The 15868-nt window shown below is 69.5% G+C and carries 13 protein-coding genes and 3 pseudogenes; 5 read left to right on the top strand and 11 right to left on the bottom strand.

The window, feature by feature from the left end; all coding sequences use genetic code 11:
• Window positions 1-727: 727 nt before the first annotated feature.
• Complete coding sequence (locus tag ACFVYF_RS36935) at window positions 728-1468, bottom strand: Type 1 glutamine amidotransferase-like domain-containing protein (RefSeq protein WP_389462429.1); 741 nt, start codon at window positions 1466-1468, stop codon at window positions 728-730.
• A 265-nt stretch (window positions 1469-1733) separates the two neighbouring features.
• Here ACFVYF_RS36935 and ACFVYF_RS36940 point away from each other — a divergent pair, with 265 nt between their 5' ends.
• Together ACFVYF_RS36940 and ACFVYF_RS36945 are read left to right on the top strand one after the other, a co-directional pair.
• Window positions 1734-2294, top strand: coding sequence for an isochorismatase family protein (locus ACFVYF_RS36940; protein WP_389462430.1), 561 nt, complete (start codon window positions 1734-1736; stop codon window positions 2292-2294).
• Window positions 2295-2511: 217 nt separating this feature from the next.
• Entirely contained in the window at window positions 2512-2964 is a 453-nt protein-coding gene (locus ACFVYF_RS36945) for a hypothetical protein (protein ID WP_389462431.1), read from the top strand.
• A gap of 255 nt (window positions 2965-3219) precedes the next feature.
• On the opposite strand, the pseudogene ACFVYF_RS36950 reads toward ACFVYF_RS36945, so the two are convergent.
• Both ACFVYF_RS36950 and ACFVYF_RS36955 read right to left on the bottom strand, forming a co-directional pair.
• Window positions 3220-3655, bottom strand: a pseudogene (locus ACFVYF_RS36950) (transcriptional regulator); the annotation flags it as partial.
• Between the two features lie 22 nt (window positions 3656-3677).
• Window positions 3678-4121 carry a MarR family winged helix-turn-helix transcriptional regulator gene (locus ACFVYF_RS36955; protein WP_389462432.1) on the bottom strand — a complete coding sequence of 148 codons (444 nt, stop codon included), beginning with the start codon at window positions 4119-4121 and terminating at the stop codon, window positions 3678-3680.
• 70 nt (window positions 4122-4191) lie between these two features.
• Between ACFVYF_RS36955 and ACFVYF_RS36960 the strand changes: the two genes are divergently transcribed.
• On the top strand, window positions 4192-4833 hold the full coding sequence (locus ACFVYF_RS36960; protein WP_389462433.1) for a maleylpyruvate isomerase family mycothiol-dependent enzyme: 642 nt from the start codon (window positions 4192-4194) through the stop codon (window positions 4831-4833).
• Window positions 4834-5340: 507 nt separating this feature from the next.
• On the opposite strand, the gene ACFVYF_RS36965 is transcribed toward ACFVYF_RS36960, so the two are convergent.
• From ACFVYF_RS36965 to ACFVYF_RS36985, 5 genes are all read right to left on the bottom strand, one after another.
• Entirely contained in the window at window positions 5341-6105 is a 765-nt protein-coding gene (locus ACFVYF_RS36965) for a response regulator transcription factor (protein WP_389462434.1), read from the bottom strand.
• Between the two features lie 122 nt (window positions 6106-6227).
• Window positions 6228-8885, bottom strand: a complete 2658-nt coding sequence (locus ACFVYF_RS36970) for an FtsX-like permease family protein (RefSeq protein WP_389462435.1) — start codon at window positions 8883-8885, stop codon at window positions 6228-6230.
• Window positions 8882-9595 (bottom strand): ABC transporter ATP-binding protein, encoded by a 714-nt coding sequence (locus tag ACFVYF_RS36975; RefSeq protein ID WP_389462436.1) that lies wholly within the window; start codon window positions 9593-9595, stop codon window positions 8882-8884. The genes ACFVYF_RS36970 and ACFVYF_RS36975 overlap by 4 nt, the downstream gene beginning before the upstream one ends.
• A complete protein-coding gene (locus ACFVYF_RS36980) occupies window positions 9592-10290 on the bottom strand; it encodes an ABC transporter ATP-binding protein (RefSeq protein WP_389462437.1) in 699 nt (232 codons plus the stop codon). Before ACFVYF_RS36980 ends, ACFVYF_RS36975 begins: the two co-directional genes overlap by 4 nt.
• Complete coding sequence (locus ACFVYF_RS36985) at window positions 10290-10895, bottom strand: hypothetical protein (protein WP_389462438.1); 606 nt, start codon at window positions 10893-10895, stop codon at window positions 10290-10292. The genes ACFVYF_RS36980 and ACFVYF_RS36985 overlap by 1 nt, the downstream gene beginning before the upstream one ends.
• A 159-nt stretch (window positions 10896-11054) precedes the next feature.
• Between ACFVYF_RS36985 and ACFVYF_RS36990 the strand changes: the two genes are divergently transcribed.
• Complete coding sequence (locus ACFVYF_RS36990; protein WP_389462439.1) at window positions 11055-12335, top strand: sensor histidine kinase; 1281 nt, start codon at window positions 11055-11057, stop codon at window positions 12333-12335.
• Between the two features lie 391 nt (window positions 12336-12726).
• On the opposite strand, the pseudogene ACFVYF_RS36995 reads toward ACFVYF_RS36990, so the two are convergent.
• Window positions 12727-12954: pseudogene (locus ACFVYF_RS36995) on the bottom strand (sodium-dependent transporter); the annotation flags it as partial.
• A gap of 306 nt (window positions 12955-13260) precedes the next feature.
• Here ACFVYF_RS36995 and ACFVYF_RS37000 point away from each other — a divergent pair.
• On the top strand, window positions 13261-14172 hold the full coding sequence (locus ACFVYF_RS37000) for a hypothetical protein (RefSeq protein WP_389462440.1): 912 nt from the start codon (window positions 13261-13263) through the stop codon (window positions 14170-14172).
• Here the strand turns inward: ACFVYF_RS37000 and ACFVYF_RS37005 are convergent.
• Both ACFVYF_RS37005 and ACFVYF_RS37010 read right to left on the bottom strand, forming a co-directional pair.
• Window positions 14153-14272 (bottom strand): annotated as a pseudogene (locus tag ACFVYF_RS37005) (ATP-binding protein); the annotation flags it as partial. The gene ACFVYF_RS37000 and the pseudogene ACFVYF_RS37005 sit on opposite strands and share 20 nt — an antisense overlap.
• Before the next feature lie 367 nt (window positions 14273-14639).
• Window positions 14640-15467, bottom strand: coding sequence for a glycoside hydrolase domain-containing protein (locus ACFVYF_RS37010; protein WP_389462441.1), 828 nt, complete (start codon window positions 15465-15467; stop codon window positions 14640-14642).
• Window positions 15468-15868: the final 401 nt, after the last annotated feature.

The raw sequence follows: 15868 nt of genomic DNA on the forward strand, positions 1-15868 counted from the left end.
TGCAGCCAAGAACCGGAACCAGGCAAGGAGTTCATAGGCGTACGAGCCCAGGGAAACGGGGCTGGCGTCATCGGCGAGCATGTGACGGAGGAACTCGGTGACCGAGTCGACCTCGAGGCCATCGCTTCCGATCAGCCGGTACGGAAGCAGCGGTTCGCCGGGCTCTTCGACCCTGCCTGTCCTCAGTACCTTCAGCGCCGCTATGTCTCGTACCACTGCCGTGTGTTCTGGCATCCCTACCTCCGCGAGCCGTCGTTGGCTCGAGATCACAGCAGATTCGGGAACACAAGCGGGCGAGCTTCGGGAGCGCTGGGCGACACTGCCAGTCACCGTCCGCCGGCTTGGCGGACCGACGGGCTGTCGAGGCTAGTTCGGTCAACGGGGCATTCGCTGCCCCGTTCTTCAGCTGGACCCCCGACAGCGACCCCGCCTCATCGAGATCATCCAGAACCTCCGCGAGCGCATCACCGAAGCCCGCGGAAACGGCTGGCTCGGCGAGGTCGAAGGACTCCAGGTCAGTTTCGACGCCGCGATGGCCAAGCTGAACAGCCTCAAGAACAGCCGCACTGACGGACGTCCCCAGCTGGTCGACCTCGGCATTCCCCTCTTCACCGACCACGCACCATCACCTGCGCCGGGACTACCAGAACACGAGCCTCAAGGCTGATTCCTTGTGCACCAACGCGGCCCTCGGCCCCGCACCAGGCGGGGCCGCTCTCTCACCACTTCACGCGGGTGAAGTGGGCTGCTGTTGTGCAACGAGCAGGCGACATTGCCTGGCCTGCTCCTTCACTCCGCCATCTTCGCCGGGCTCTACCCGATACAAACAGGCCTGAGGCGTGCGCGTCACGGAGTCCGCCAGCAGACCGCCCGTGAAGAGGGCGCCGACGCCGTCCTCGACCGCCCAGCCGGCCGGAAGCGCGCGGTTTGCCACGGCTGCCTGATAGGACGATCGTCGGCCGGGCTCACTGTCGTAGTGCGGGCAGACCGAGCCGGACAGCAGGCCCAGCCCGTCCGAGAGGTGCGTCAGCGGTCCGAAAGAGTCTGTATGCGATCCCTCGGCCCAGCAGTTGGCACCGGCACTGATGCCGCACAGCAAGGTGCCGCGGTCGAAGGCCTCGCGAAGTAGCCGATCCACGCCGTGCGCGCGCCAGACCGCCAGCATGTTCGCGGTGTTGCCCCCACCTACATAGACGACGTCCTGCGAGAGCAGGAACGTGCGCAGGGCGTCGTCATCGAGCTCCCGCCGAAAGAGATGCAAGACGCTCGGCTCGCAGGAACGTGACTGGTACGCCCCGAAGAACTGCTCTATGTAGGCGGGGGCGTCACCACTGGCTGTCGGAATGAAGCACACCTTGGGGCGAGGAACGGACACCTGATCGAGTACCCAGTCATCCAGCAGACCGTCGTCGTCGGTGGAGAAGCCGCCACCGAGGAGAGCCAAACGACGTTCCGGAACGACAGCCACGAGGGTGCCTCCTCAGATCAGGATTCAGACGCGCACGATGCCCTGAACCGTGCCAAGCCATCGCCTACGTCCGCAATCGAATAGTTCCTCTGGCTGCCCGAGGCCCTTTCCAACCAGGGCAGGCCAAGACCAACCGCGGACGGTGAACGGCAGCGACCAGGCCAGCCCGGCTTCTTGGTCCGGAAAAGATCGGCGGTCCAGCCGCTCTCGGTGGATGGGGCTATCGTGCGTAGATCCACGAACCCAGCGTGAGTAGAGGTGGATCATGACCACACTGGAAAACCGGCCGAACACTGCGCTCCTTGTCGTCGATGTGCAAATGAGCGTCGTCGAAGGGGCTCACCAGCGCGACGTGGTCGTCGCGAACGTAGCCAGCCTCGTCGAGCGGGCGCGGCGGGAAGGTGTCCCGGTCGTCTGGGTCCAGCACTCCGACGAGGGGCTCACGAGGGGCAGCGACGACTGGCGGATCGTCCCGGAGCTCACTCCACAGGAAGCCGAGCCGCTCGTCGAGAAGAACTACGGCGATTCCTTCGAGGACACCATTCTGGAGACAGTGCTCTCGGGGCTCGGTGTGGGGCGTCTCGTCGTCGCCGGTGCGGAAACCGACGCCTGTATCCGCTCGACGCTCCACGGCGCGTTCGCCAGAGGGTACGACGCGACCCTGGTCAGCGACGCCCACACGGCGGGCGACAAGACGGCATGGGGTGCGCCGCCGCCGGACCAGGTCATCGCGCACACGAACCTGTACTGGACCTACCAGACGGCGCCGGGTCGGACGGCGGGGACGGCCGAGACCAAGGATGTCGACTTCGGCGGCACATCCTGACGACTTAAGTCACGTCCTGCGGGCCAACCACAACGCTCACCCGGCCAACTCAAGCGTCCACGGGCCAACTCGGCCGCTCAGTCGCAGCTGTGCCGAAGACAGCGGCGGGCGCGGCGGGCCTGACGTAGAGCCGGAGCTGTTTCGAACTGACCCGCCGCCCGAGCAACTGGAGCCGGGAAACTTCTGCCGGGTCGGTGTACCACCGACGGTGGTACACGTGACGGGCGTCGACCATCACGATCCGCCGATGGAGACGGGCTGGCTACCACGCCCCCACCTGACCGTGGCCGTGCTGCGCCGCGGCCTGTCCTACCGCGAGTTTACGGATGAGAGCCATCTCGACGGCGGGGGCTACACGCTTCACCCTGGCAACGGGATCCCCTTCGCTTTTGAGCTGTTGATGCGGCCGTACGTTGCTCTCCTGCCCGGCGATGAGGTCGCCGACGCAGCCGGGCGAGCCTGGCACTTCGAGGGGCCCTGGGCCTGGATCGCCTTCGATGGAGCGCCGACCGGAGTGGGCCCTGAGTGGCCGCTGGTCCTATTGACCCGCGCAGGAACGCCGAGCTCCGGCGTAGACGCGGAGGCAGTGGCCACCAGCACGGCGATCGGTTCCCACCAGGAGACCGTCCGGCAGTGGATGTCGCTTACCGACGCCTCGCCCACACCCTGACCGGACGATGCATCCGTCTTTCCACGCGCGCTGCTGCCCTCGGTGAAAACAAGCCTGCCTTTGTGGCAACTATCGTGCTTCGGCTCAGCAGCCCGTGCAACTGAGCGTTCCAGGTGGCACGGATGACCAACTGAGGTGCTAAACGGTCGGGCCCGCGTGCGCCGAAATCCGGGGGAAGCACGCGTCCCTGATGACCGACCTCGGCATCGAGCACCTGCGGCGGGGCGGACGATACGGACGGGTGCCGCCCACCGGCTACTCCCCTTCGTCCAGGACGGCGTCGCCGCCCTTGATGTGGCGGGCCGGGTTGAGGCCCATCCGCATCAGGTCGACCGCCCACGCCATCTCCTGGACGCCCTCCCCCTCTACCGGGCCCGGTAAAGGCCCGAGACGGAAGCCGCCAGGCTGCGGGGCTCGCCGGACGCCGCGTACGACAGGAAGCCCAGCGGGCCGGCGCCGGGGTTCGGGTGGACGACGCAGTCGGACAGCATGGCGAGCGGGAACAGGCCCGTCATCTTCGCCATGTTGTTCAGCTTGCGATGCATGTTGACCCGGGCCTCGCTGATGGTCGCGGCCCGGATGTCGGGACGTCAGGTTGGCCGCTGAAGGGCCGGCCACCGCTCACCCTCCTTGCAGTGCCGCCCCTGCGGGCGCTCGCGGATTTGCCGACGCTGCCCTTGACTGTGGTGCGAGGGAGCCCAGTTGCACGGGGGTCAGCGGTGCGGATCGGTGATCTCTCGCAGCATCGTGAGGGCCTGTCTCAGCTGCCGAGTGCGCCCGGGCCCCAGGTGGGTCGTCCACTGCCCCTGGATGTCGCGGACGACAGGCAGGCTCAGTTCGACGAGCTCGTGCCCCCGCGTGGTGACGGTGACAAGTCGGGCTCGTGCGTCGCGCGGGTCGGGCACGCGCCGGACGTACCCGGCTCGTTCGAGCTGGTCGACGATCGACCCGATGGTCTGCTTGCTGACCTGTGACGCCTCGGCCAGCTCGGCCAGCCGAGAGCCCTCCGCGCCGATCCGCTGGAAGACGCGTGCCTGGGTGAGCGAGATGTCGTGCCCGGCGGACTTCAGGGCGGCCATCACGGCCGACTCCATGAAGCGGTACGGGATGAACATCAGGAGTCCCAGGTTGAGCTCGTCCGTGTCGTCGTCGGTCATGTGTCCATCATTGCAGAAGGTCCGATCCTCGTACTACTATAGTCCGAGGTTCGGACCTTTGGAGGTTGTCATGGATGACTCGGACCTGTACTGGTCCGCTGTCCGCGCGACCCGGCTGCGGATCGCCGACCTGCTGGAACAACTCACTCCGGCCGAATGGGAGCAGGAGTCGCTGTGCCGGGGCTGGCGGGTGCGGGACGTCGCGGGACACATCGCTCTGGTCCCCACCCTCACCACCTGGGACATGGTCGCGGTCGCACCGCGTGCACGGTTCAGCCCCGACCGGATCAACACCGTACTGGCCCGTCGGAACGGCTCCCGCGATCCCGCGGACCTGGTCGCCGCGATCCGCAGCCATGCCGGCACCCGGAGGACGGCGAAGGTGCTGGATACCCGCGACGCGTTGTTCGACGTGATCGTCCACAGCCAGGACATCGCCCTCCCGCTGGCTCGACAGCTTCCCGTCCCGGTCGAACACAGCCGCGAAGGATTGCGGAGGGTCTGGGAGATGGGCTGGCCGTTCCACGCCGAACGCCGCCTGGCCGGCTTCACCCTCCGGGCGACCGACACCGATTGGGCGGTGGGCAACGGACCGGAGATCACCGGGCCCGCCCTGGCCCTGCTGCTGCTCTCGACCGGACGCACCGTCTGCCTGGACACCCTCCAGGGCGACGGAGCGGACCGGCTCAAGTCCTCGCACGCACACCGCTGAGACACGCTCGCACGAGCAACTGAACACCTGATGCGGCGCACGATCAGGATGACCCTCTGCGCAGCCCTCGCCATACGACCTGGACGGCATCGCCAGCCTGTGGCACCGCCCCGGGCCGCCGCCCGGCGTCGCCATCACCGGCGCTGCACCGGGCGCCGTCACCCTGACCGCCCACCGGCCCGCCCTCCGGGGCGACACCCTCACCCTGCGGGTCGTCGTCGGCTCACGCGTGATCTCGGCCCTGCTCGGCCTCCCGGTGTTCTTCACCGCGAACGCGGCCAACTGGGCCCGGATCTCCGTGGCCGTCCTCATGGTCGGCACCGCCCTCGCCGTCACGATGCCGGCGCTCGCCGCTCAAACGTGTTGCCGTCAGCCCGTCCAGCTTCCCAAGCAGCCGACGCTCGGGCGGCTACAACGCCGAACTGATCGCGTACGTCCTTCACGATGATCCGTGCCGTTTTCGAGCGCGGCTCCAGACTGAACCCTTCCCCCTTGCGAACAGTCCCGTCACGTGTTGGGCTCTGCCTGAGGTGCCGCGCTGGGCGGGGTGGCCTCCAGCCGATAGCCGTGGCCGCGCAATGTCGTGATTTCCGGCAGGGTCAGGGGGTGGGGTGATGCGTCGGCGGCCTCGCCCAGGCGGCGGCGCAGCGAGGCGAGTGTGACGTCGAGGGTTTTGGTGGGGCCGAACCAGTTCTCGTCCCAGACCTGCGCCATCAAGGCTTCGCGGGAGACGGCCATGCCCGCGTGCAGGGCGAGGACGGCGAGCAGTTCGAATTCCTTGGGCCGCAGCGCAACCTCGTCGGCAGCGAGCAGGCAGCGCCGTGCGGAAGTGTCGACGGTCAGGTCACCGACGCGAATCGGTCCCTCCTCGTGGGTTGAGATGGGTGGGCGGCGGCGCAGGTGGGCGCGGAGCCTGGCCAGGAGCACGGTCAGGGTGAACGGCTTGACGAGGTAGTCGTCGGCTCCGGCGTCGAGGCCCGCGATGACGTCGATCTCGTCGCTGCGGGCGGTGAGGATGACGATGAGCAGGTCGGGAAGTTCGGCGCGCAGGGTGCGGGCGATGTCGATGCCGTCGACGTCGGGCAGACCAAGGTCGAGCAGCACGACATCTGGCGAGGTGGTGCGGGCTTCGGCCAGTGCGTTCATGCCGGTGCGGCACCAAGTCGTGAGGTAGCCGTGGCCACGCAGTCCGGCATCCAGGTGTCGTCCGATGGTGTCGTCGTCCTCGACGACCAGGACATGGGTCCCCTTTGGGGGTGCGGGCGCGCGCATGCCTCGAAGCGTAGGGGCCGCCGGAGGCGAGGGCGGGCGGCGCCACTGGTCGTGAACGAGTGAGGCCGGGGCGGGCGCCGTAGAGGGAACAGCGGTGCCCGCCCCGGCTGCTGGGGTGGTCCTCACAGTTCGCGCAGCTCCTCGACGGCTGGGCGAGAGGAGCCGCGGGCGGCATTCACGGCCGCCGCGGCGATCGCTGCGACAGCGGCACCGAGCGTGAGGGCGAGGTACGTCCAGGGGACGGCGATCGCGGACGGGGGTGGGTCGAAGACGCCGGTGAGGACCTTGACGAGCATCTGGGACAGGGACCAGCCGATGAGCGCGCCGCCGGCCAGGCCGCCGGCTGTCATGACCGCCGCCTCGCTGAGGACCAGTCCGCGCAGCTGACGCCGGGTGGCCCCCAGGACAGTGGCGATGGCGAAGGTACGCCGGCGTTCGGCCAGGCCCAGGGCCAGGACGATGCCGCCGGAGGCGGCGGCCAGCAGGACCGCGAAGCCCAGCTCGATGCGGGTGAGTCCGGCCAGGTCGACCGAGGTGAGGCTGGAGCCGACCGCGGAGCGGGCCTGGGTGACGTCGGTGACGGTCGCGGAGGTGCCCACTTGCCGGCGCAGGTGGGCGGCGACGCTCTTTTGGTGGGTGCCGCCGGTGTCGATGAGGAAAGCGCCCACCGCGTTGCTGGCGGTGGTCTTGGCGATGTAGCCGGCATTGGCGACGAAGAAGCTGTCCTTGGGCGCGGTGGGGAACTCCTTGACGATGCCCGCGTAGTGGAAGGGCACGGTGCGCAGGGCCTTGGTGCGGCTGTCCTGCAGGCGCAGGTTCAGGGTGTCGCCGGGCTGGAGTTGGAAGTCCTTGACGGTCTCCTCGCTCACCAGGACCGAGTCGGGTCGGGCTGCGAGCTTGTTCATGAGGCTCTTGGCGGTGCCGCCCGCGAAGTAGGCGTCCTGCAGGGAGGTGGCGGAGGTGATGGTGGAGGGCTGGACCCCGTACAGGTCCTGCAGGTCGGCGCCTACGTAGGCGAAGCGGTGCTGGACGGGCTCGACGTGCCGTACGCCGGCCACCTTCAGGGCGGAGCCGGCGCCGGGGCCGACGCTGACGCCGGGTGACTGGGTGACGGTGACGTCGGAGCCGTTGGTGAGCTGCGCGTCGACCGCGGCCTGCTGCTTGTAGGTGGCGTTGAACGTGGCGGTGGAGGCGCCGAAGGAGAGGGCGAGTGCGAGGAGCACGATGGCGCGGGCCAGCGGGCGGCGCCGGCGGGACATGCTCGCCGCCGTGGTGCCGGCGAGTGCCCCGGTCAGCGGCCGGGAAAGGCGCGCCAGGGGCCTGCGTCCGTGGGCCAGGATCAGGGTCGCGATGCGCCACAGCAGCAGAGCTGCGCCGAGCCAGAGCAGCGTCGGCCCGAGGAAGGCCCAGTACGACACCGAGATGCTCGCCACGCCCTCCGGGGCCAGGACCAGGGCGTACTGGTTGCCGCTGGAGGCCCGGAAGACCAGGACGGAGGCGGCCAGCAGGATGAAGTCCACGCCGAAGCGCATCCGCCACGGGGAGCGGGCGCGGCCGATGACCTTGCGGGCAGCGGCGACGGTGCCGGTGCGCAGGTCGCACAGTGCGGGCACCAGGACCGCTGCCGCGGCCACGGCCAGCCCCAGGATGAGGGCGAGGGCGAACCAGCCCGCCGCCGAGGCGGTACTCGCGCCGAACGATGCGGTGCCGAACGCGGCTCGCCCGGCGAGGGCGGCGATGCCCACTCCGAGCAGGCCGCCGGCCGTACCGACCACGCCCGCCTCCGCGCCGGCTGTGGTGGCGACCTGGCGGGGCCGCAGCCCGCGGGTGCGCAGCAGGGCCTGCTCACGGCGGCGCCGGTCGGCGCCTGCGCCGGCCACGGCTGCGGTCAGCAGCGCGGCGAGGACCGCGCCGGGCACGCCCAGGAACAGGAACAGGATCTGGGCGTACAGGGAGTCCTGGCGGGCCGCGTCGAGGGCGGCGCCGAGGTTGTCGCCGACGACCGCGCCGCCGGAGGTGCGGGCCTCCAGGTTGCGGGCGGCGGCGGTCACGGAGGTGTAGGCGGCGGCAGGGTCGGCGGGCAGGGGTGCGTTGCGGGCGATGTGGATCTGAGTGGTGACGGCGGCCGGGTCGACGGCCCTGACCGGCGCGGTCAGGGTGTTGAACGTACGTGAGGGGAGCAGCAGGACGTTGTCGGGCGGGGCTGCGGGCTGGGACTGGGGCGGCGCGCCGACCTTCTGGAAGAGCGAGTCGGCCTGTGGCAGGTCGACCACCCCGGCCACCTTCACCTTCGACGGCTTCGCGCCGGGGAGGTTGACGGTGACCGTGTCGCCGGGGGCGACGTGCAGGTTCGCGGCGCTCTGCTGAGCGATCAGGGCGCCGGATGTGGCTCCGGTGAGCTGTCGGATCTCGCGGGGGAACGTTGCCCGGTAGGTGTCGGACAGGCCGAGGACGACACCTGGGCCGGTGGTCTGTGTGCTGCCTGCGCTGGTGGCCTGGAAGCCTGTACTGCGGGCGAACCCGACACTCTGGGCGCTCTGTACGCCGTCAGCGCCCCGGGCGGTCTTCAGGACCGCGCCGGGGTCAGCACCTGGCTGGACTTCAGCCTGCCAGGCCACGGCGACCGAGCTGACCGCGCGGTGGGTCATGGTGGACTTCGACGCGGTCAGGAACGAGCCCAGGGATGCTACGAGGGCGACCGCGAGGGCGATGCCGAAGGCGGTGGCGATCAGCCGTCCGGTGCGGCGGCGGAGGAGTCCGCCGATCCAGGTGATGATCATGACGGGTCTCCCTGGGGTGCCGCTGCCGCGGATTGGTGGTGCGGCTCGAGCGCGGGGTGCAGGCGGCCCTCGTGCATCGCCCACCGTTCGCGGAGGCGCTGGGCGACGGTGGGGTCGTGGGTGGTGACCACCAAGGCGGCGCCGATCTCGTCGGCGGTCGCCAGGAGCACGTCGACGATGTGCTGGCCGGTGGCGCGGTCCAGCTGCCCGGTGGGTTCGTCCGCCAGGACCAGGCGCGGTCGCAGGGCCAGCACGCGGGCGATGGCCACACGCTGGGCCTGGCCCCCGGACAGTTCCTCGGGCAGCTTGCCGGCCAGGTCGTCGGCCGCGACCAGGGCCAGGGAGTCCAGGGCCCGTCGGCGGGCCCGCTCCTCCGGGATACCGGCCAGGACCAGGGGCAGTGCGGCGTTCTCCGCCACATCCAGCGCCGGGATCAGGCTGGGTCCCTGGAAGACGACCCCCACCTGCCCCGCCACCGGCCCATCGGTCAGACTGGGCCAGGTCACCTCACCGGTGGTGGGCCTTTCGAGGGCGGCCATCAAGTGCAGCAGGGTGGACTTGCCGGAGCCAGAGGGTCCGGTGATCGCGATCCGGTCCCCGGCCCGGACCTGGCAGGTCGCGCCGTGCACCGCGACGACCGCGGCAGGCCCTTGGCCGTAGGTGCGGGCGACGTCCTGACAGCAGACGAGCACCTCTATAGGAGCGGTCATGACTCGATCCTTCCGTCACGCAAGGTGATGACCCGGTCGGCGATCTTGACGGCTTCGGGGCTGTGGGTGACCAGCAGCACCCCGCCGCCTGCCTGCGCGCGGGCGCGCAGCAGGGAGAGGATGCGCTGCTCGGTGACGCCGTCCAGTTCCCCGGTCGGCTCATCCGCGAGGAGGATGTCCGGGTCGTTGGCCAGCGCGACGGCCAGCCCCGCGCGCGCGAGTTCCCCGCCGGCCAGCTCCTGGGGCAGGGCGCGGGCCCGGTGCCCGAGTCCGACCTGCTCCAGCAGCTCCGCGACGGACTGCGTGCTTGCGCGGGGGGCTGCGGTGCGCGCGAGGCGGATGTTGGCGCCGATGTCGAGGTGGGCGAGGAGGTTCCCGCTCTGCAGCAGGACACCGATCCGGCGGGCGCGCACCCGGGCCCGCTCGGCCTCCGGCCGGTGACTGATCCGCTCCCCGCCGACGTGGACGGTGCCGCCGTCGGGTTCGTCCAGCCCGGCCAGACAGGCCAGCAGGGTGGACTTGCCCGACCCGGACGGTCCGATGACCGCGACGCTCTCCCCGCGCCGCACCTCAAGGGCGACTCCGCGCAGCGCCAGGGTTTCCTCCTCGCCCGCCCGGTAGAACCGGTACAGATCCCGCGCCGTCAGCGCGTCAGTGTCCGTGGACTGCTGGGTGAGCGCGCCGGAGGCGTTCATCACTGCCACCGGAAGGAGTCCGTGACGATGCGCCACGGGTCCACGTTGTCGGCGCCCACCGGCCCGGACAGCGTCAGGTCGACCTGACGGCCGCCACGGAAGAACGAGTACCGCTCGAAGGCGTCGTGCACGACCTTGCCGGTCACCGCATCCGGTGCGCCGTCACCCCGATACGTGAGCAGAACAGCCTGACCAGCCGGGCGGGAAACGGCTGTGACCTTCCCCATCTGGAACGTGGGCACCTGCCGTTGCAGAACCGGCACCACGTCGGACTTCACCGACTGGGCCGTGGGGGCGGCCTTGGCGTTGCCGGAGGCGATCTCGATCCGGTTCAGCTTGTCCGTGAAAGTGGCCGTACTGCCGGTGGCGGTGCGGGCCCAGCCCTCGGGCACCTTGACGGTGTACCCGCCCCCGGCGGGTCGGTACACGACATACGCCTGATTGTCGGGGATGTCCCCGGCAGGATTGGATTCCGCCGGCGCCGGCTTCTTGCCGCTGGTCGTGCTGCCGCTGGGCGGTGCGGAACTGCTGCCGCTGCCGCATCCCGCCACTACCCCGCCGGTCAGGGCGAGGGCGGCAAGGGAAAGAACGAGTGTGCGTCGCATGATCGTGGTGCCCTTCACGAGTGAGGCGGACGGCCATACCCGCGACGCTAGGCAGCGGCCGGTTAACGCCCGGCCCGAGCACGGTTAGACGACGGCAAAACCGCACATCCGAGATCTGCCGGACCGCTCCAGGAGGCCGTACGCCCTCATGATGGGCGCATGAGACAGCGTGTGGTCCGCGTGGCCGTGGTGGCCGCCTCGGTGGCCCTTGTCCTGCTGGCCGTGCCGCTCGCCGTGGTCATCCGGGCATCGCTCTTCGCCGACGAACGCGGCGAACTGGAGCGTGACGCCATGGCCGCCGTCATCCGCGTGAGCCCGGACTTCACCACCGGCGACCCCGTCGAACTGCCCCCGGGGCAGTCCGAGGGACAACTCGGCGTCTACGACACGGCACTGCGCCTGCGTGCCGGAACCGGCCCGAGCACGGCCGACCCGGCCACCCGCCGCGCGCTTGCCGGCACCGTGGTGCAGCAGAGCTCCGGAAGCGAACTCGTCGCCGCCGTCCCCGTCTCCCAGGGCGAACACGTCATCGGCGTGGTCCGCACCGCCATCAGCACCAGCAGCGTCTGGGACCGGATCCTAACGGCCTGGGCCGCCCTGTTGGCCGCGGCCCTGATGGCACTCGCCGCCGCCATCCTCGTCGCCCGACGCCAGGCCCGCGCCCTCACCGCCCCGCTGGAATCCCTCTCCCGCACCTCCCAGGCCATCGCCGACGGTGACCTCAGCGCCCGGGCCGCCACCAGCGGCATCAACGAAATCGACCAGGTGGCCGACACCCACAACGCGATGGTCCAGCGCCTGGCACAGCTGCTGCAGCACGAGAAGAACTTCACCGCCAACGCCTCCCACCAGCTCCGCACACCCCTCACCGGCCTCCAACTCGGCCTGGAACAGGCACTGGCCACTCCCTCCACCAACCTGCACGCCGCCGTCGAAGAGGCACTGGAGCACGCACGGCACCTCAACGACACCATCGACGAGGTCCTCCGACTCGCCCAGGCCGAACCCGCCGCAGGTGCCGCGCTCCAGCCTGCCGGTGAACTCCTGGAACGCGCCGAACGCCGATGGCACGGCCCCCTCGCCCAGGACGGCCGCCGCATCCGACTCACACTCGACCCGGCCGCCACAGCCTTGCCCGTCCCCGGCCGCACCACCGAGCAGATCCTCGACATCCTCCTCGACAACGCCCACCGACACGGCCGCGGAACCGTCACGCTCACCCTTCGCGACATGGGAGCCGCCCTCGCCCTCGACATCACCGACGAAGGCACCCTCACCCTCCACCCGAAGACTCTCTTCGAGCGGGGCACAACTACCGGGCCCGGCGAGGGAATCGGACTCGACCTCGCCAAAGACCTGGCCACCACCGCCGGAGCCCGGCTCAGCCTGACCCACACAGCACCGACGACATTCACCCTGCTCCTCCCGCACACGGAATGACACGCAGCGAACGACCCCTCAACTGCGCGTACGCAGCGGGCCACCGCCCGAGCAGGCCGACAACCGCCACGCCCCCGGTCCCGCTCCGTCCGCGATGACGGTCCCTCTCGCCGAACACACCGGCATCGTCATGGCGCGCATGCACCGTGCCCTTGCCACGTACCCACTGCCCAAGCGCGTGCGGCAGACCGTTAGTGGACCGAACCCGTTGACGGCGCGTTAGCGGAGTGCGACACCGTGATGGCCAGAGCCACACAGCAAGGCCGCGACCCACTTGACCAACTGTGTGTCGACATCGAGCAGCGGCGTAGGGGCCTGCGCACCCACACCGCGGACCTAGGGGAACATCTGCCCGAGACGCTGGTGGAACAGGCAATCCCTGAAGCCGCCGCAGGGCGAGAGTGCAGGCGAGGCCGGCCGCGCAGGGCAGGACCACGGTGGTGAGGGCGAATCCCGCACCGGCGGAGTGGCCGGTGGCGATGAGCGTGTGCGCGTAACCGCCGCTGAGCAGTGATGCCAGCGTCACCAGCAGCAGCGGGGTGGTGAGCGGGCTGAGGAGCGTGGAGGCCAGGACGAGTCCCACCATGGTCGGCTGGTCGCCGTCGCCCTTGCCGGTCCATCTCTCAGCCGACCGGTGACGGCGGACACGGCCTCGGCACCGTGGTCACCAGCGCCCTCTTCCTGGCCGTCATCCTCGGCCTGGTCGTGTTCCTGTCCATGACGCGCAAGGAGGTCGCCGAGCCGGACGGAACGGCACACCAGGTCGCCTGACCAGCCAGGAAGGCGTTCAGGATGTGTTCAGGCGATGGCTGACAAGGTCACGGACCACGGCCGTCGCCCGCGCCGGTCGATGTCACAGGGCGCCTGCCCCCAAGGGGACGGGCGTCCTGTCGTCGTACCCCCCACTGAACAGGAGCGTCCGGCCTTGGAGAAACCCGAAGTCCTCACCGACCTCGACGTAGCGAGCACCCATCGGTCGGCGGCGAGCAGGACCACGTCGGTGATGAAGAAGCTTCCGGAGGTCACCCTCGTCTTCTGGGTCATGAAGATCGCCGCGACGACGCTGGGTGAGACAGCGGGCGACCTGTTCGCGCAGACGCTTAGGATCGGCTACTTCCTCACCACGATCATCCTGTTCCTGATGTTCGTGGTGACGCTGGTCGTCCAACTGCGCTCGCGCAGGTACAACCCGTTCTTCTACTGGACCGTGATCCTGTCGACGTCCATGGCCGGCACCACGATGTCCGACTTCATGAACCGCGACGCCAGCGCCAAGTTCCTGTCGAACGGCGCCACGTCGCTCGGCTGGGGCCCGCAGGGACTCGGTCTGGGCTACCCGACCGGCGCGGCGATCCTGATCTCGGTCCTGCTGGTCATCTTCGCGGTGTGGAAGGTGTCCGGAATGACCTTCCAGATCCGCGACATCGTCACCTTCCGCGGGGAGGCCCTGTTCTGGTCGGCGATCCTGGTCTCCAACACCCTCGGCACGTCGATGGGCGACTTCCTGTCCGACAGTTCCGGCCTGGGCTACCTGGGTGGCGCCCTCCTGGTCTCCGCGGCACTCGCCGTCCTCGTCGCGCTGATGAAGGTGCCGGTGGTGCCGAACGTGCTGCTGTTCTGGATCGCCTTCGTCCTCACCCGCCCGCTCGGCGCCACCGCCGGCGACTTCCTCACCAAGCCGGTCGCCAAGGGCGGCCTGGACCTCGGCACCGCCGGTTCCTCCGGCGTCCTGCTGGCTGTCCTGGTCGGTCTGATGGCCTACGCCCACACGCAGGAGAAGAAGAACGCCGGACCGCTCACCGAGGCGGAGCGGCCGCTCACCCGGCGGGCAGGGTGAGCGTGAATCGGGCCCCGGGTGTGTGCCCGGGGTCGTAGGACACCTCGCCGCCGACGGCGCGGGCCAGGCGCTGCGCGAGCGTCAGCCCCAGGCCCGCGCCGGCTGTTCTCCTGGGGCAGGGCCTGGCGGATCACCGTCTGCGTGGGCGCCGTCCTCTGGCTCCTCGGCAGCTCGTACTTCGCCGTCACAAAGATCCGCAGGGTCTGGCGAGTCATCAAGCGAGGGGGCGGCATCCGGGCTGCAGTCACTCGCGTGATGGCCGCGCGCACCCGGTACCTGAGGATGGAGCGCCTCAGTCCTGATCTCTGTCCGAGCAAAGCGTCAGGGAACAGTCTTCGCCGGTGTTGGCGCGCTGCTCTACGGGGCGCTGCCATCCTCTACGAAAGCCAACGACTGGCTGGGCCTGACTGCCGTCGGGCCCGACCAGTCTCGTGCCGGCAAGTCCGCCGGAGGGACAGTGCGTCTTGTCATCCGACGATGGCGACGGGGGCGTCCCAGGCGTTGCGGTCGATGGTGATCGTGTAGCTGCCGCGGGTTTCCTTGCTGTTGACCATGTACTGGTGGCCGCGGCTGTGGTCAGTGAACAGCTTCGGGTCCCAGGGCCAGTCGATCGTGGTGGTGTTCTTCTTGTCCCACAGCGCGTACCAGAGGTTGCCCGGCAGATTTGTTTTGTCCGTTGCCGTGGCGATGGCCTTGGCGCTGGAACTGCTGAAGCCGTAGTAACCGGCCCGGTAGGTCTTGGCCCGGAGGGTTTTGGTGAAGGAGCGCACGTACGTCAACACGGCGTCGTTGCACGCTTTGTTCGTGATGTCGTAGGGCTCCATGTCGAGGTAGACGGCGCTGCCGACCTTCATTCCGAGCGCCGATGCCTTGGCAACCGCGTCGTTGGCGTTGCTCACCCCCAGAGACGCTGCTGTGGAGGTGGTGAGCTTCTCCGGGTTGTTGCTCGTCTGGCAGGGGGGTTGGGCACCGACGTAGAGCGGGATGAGCTTCCAGCCGAGGGAGTTGACCGATTTCACCCAGGACGCGGTGAGGTTGGGCTGGGCGCAGCCGCGGTTCTTGCCACCGATGTAGACGGCAGCGGCGCCGTAGAAGCCGGTATTCCATGCCTTCATCGCTGCGAGAGAAGGCGCTGTGCAGGCGTCGAACGCTCGGCCCGTGTACGTCTTCTGCGCCGGCAAGGCGGTCGTTGCCATGGAAGTCTGTGCCGCGATTCCGGCCCCGGCGGCGACGACGACGCCTGTGATCGACCATGCGAGATAGCGGCCTTTTCTGGACAGCCGGTGACTGGACATTCCCCACCCCTAGGATCGCGGCCCATGGGCCGCTGCTGGTGCACCTGCAGTGGCCCGGCGCGGCGGGCACCCCGTGGGTGTGGTTGCAGCGCTCGGTGCCGCCTGCAGCGGCGCGGTATGGCTCCGACCTGCGAAGCGCCTCCGTACCCTACCCAAAATCCGGATACAGGTGGGTCAATCTGGCATGCTCATGGGCAAGGCGAACAGCTCCCCGACCTTCTCGTACTGGATGCACCGCGGGATCCGCTGCTGAAGCGTCGGGCGGAACAACCCCGATCGCTGATCCTGATCGGGCTCCACGGGACTCAGGGCCGCGTCGTTCAGGTGATGTGTCCTGGTTGATCACATGATGCCGAGGGTGATCAGTGGACGGTTGGCGTCGCGGGTGTGGTGCCGGAGTC

Origin of the sequence: Streptomyces sp. NPDC058274, from assembly GCF_042881375.1 — a bacterium.
Lineage (GTDB): Bacteria > Actinomycetota > Actinomycetes > Streptomycetales > Streptomycetaceae > Streptomyces.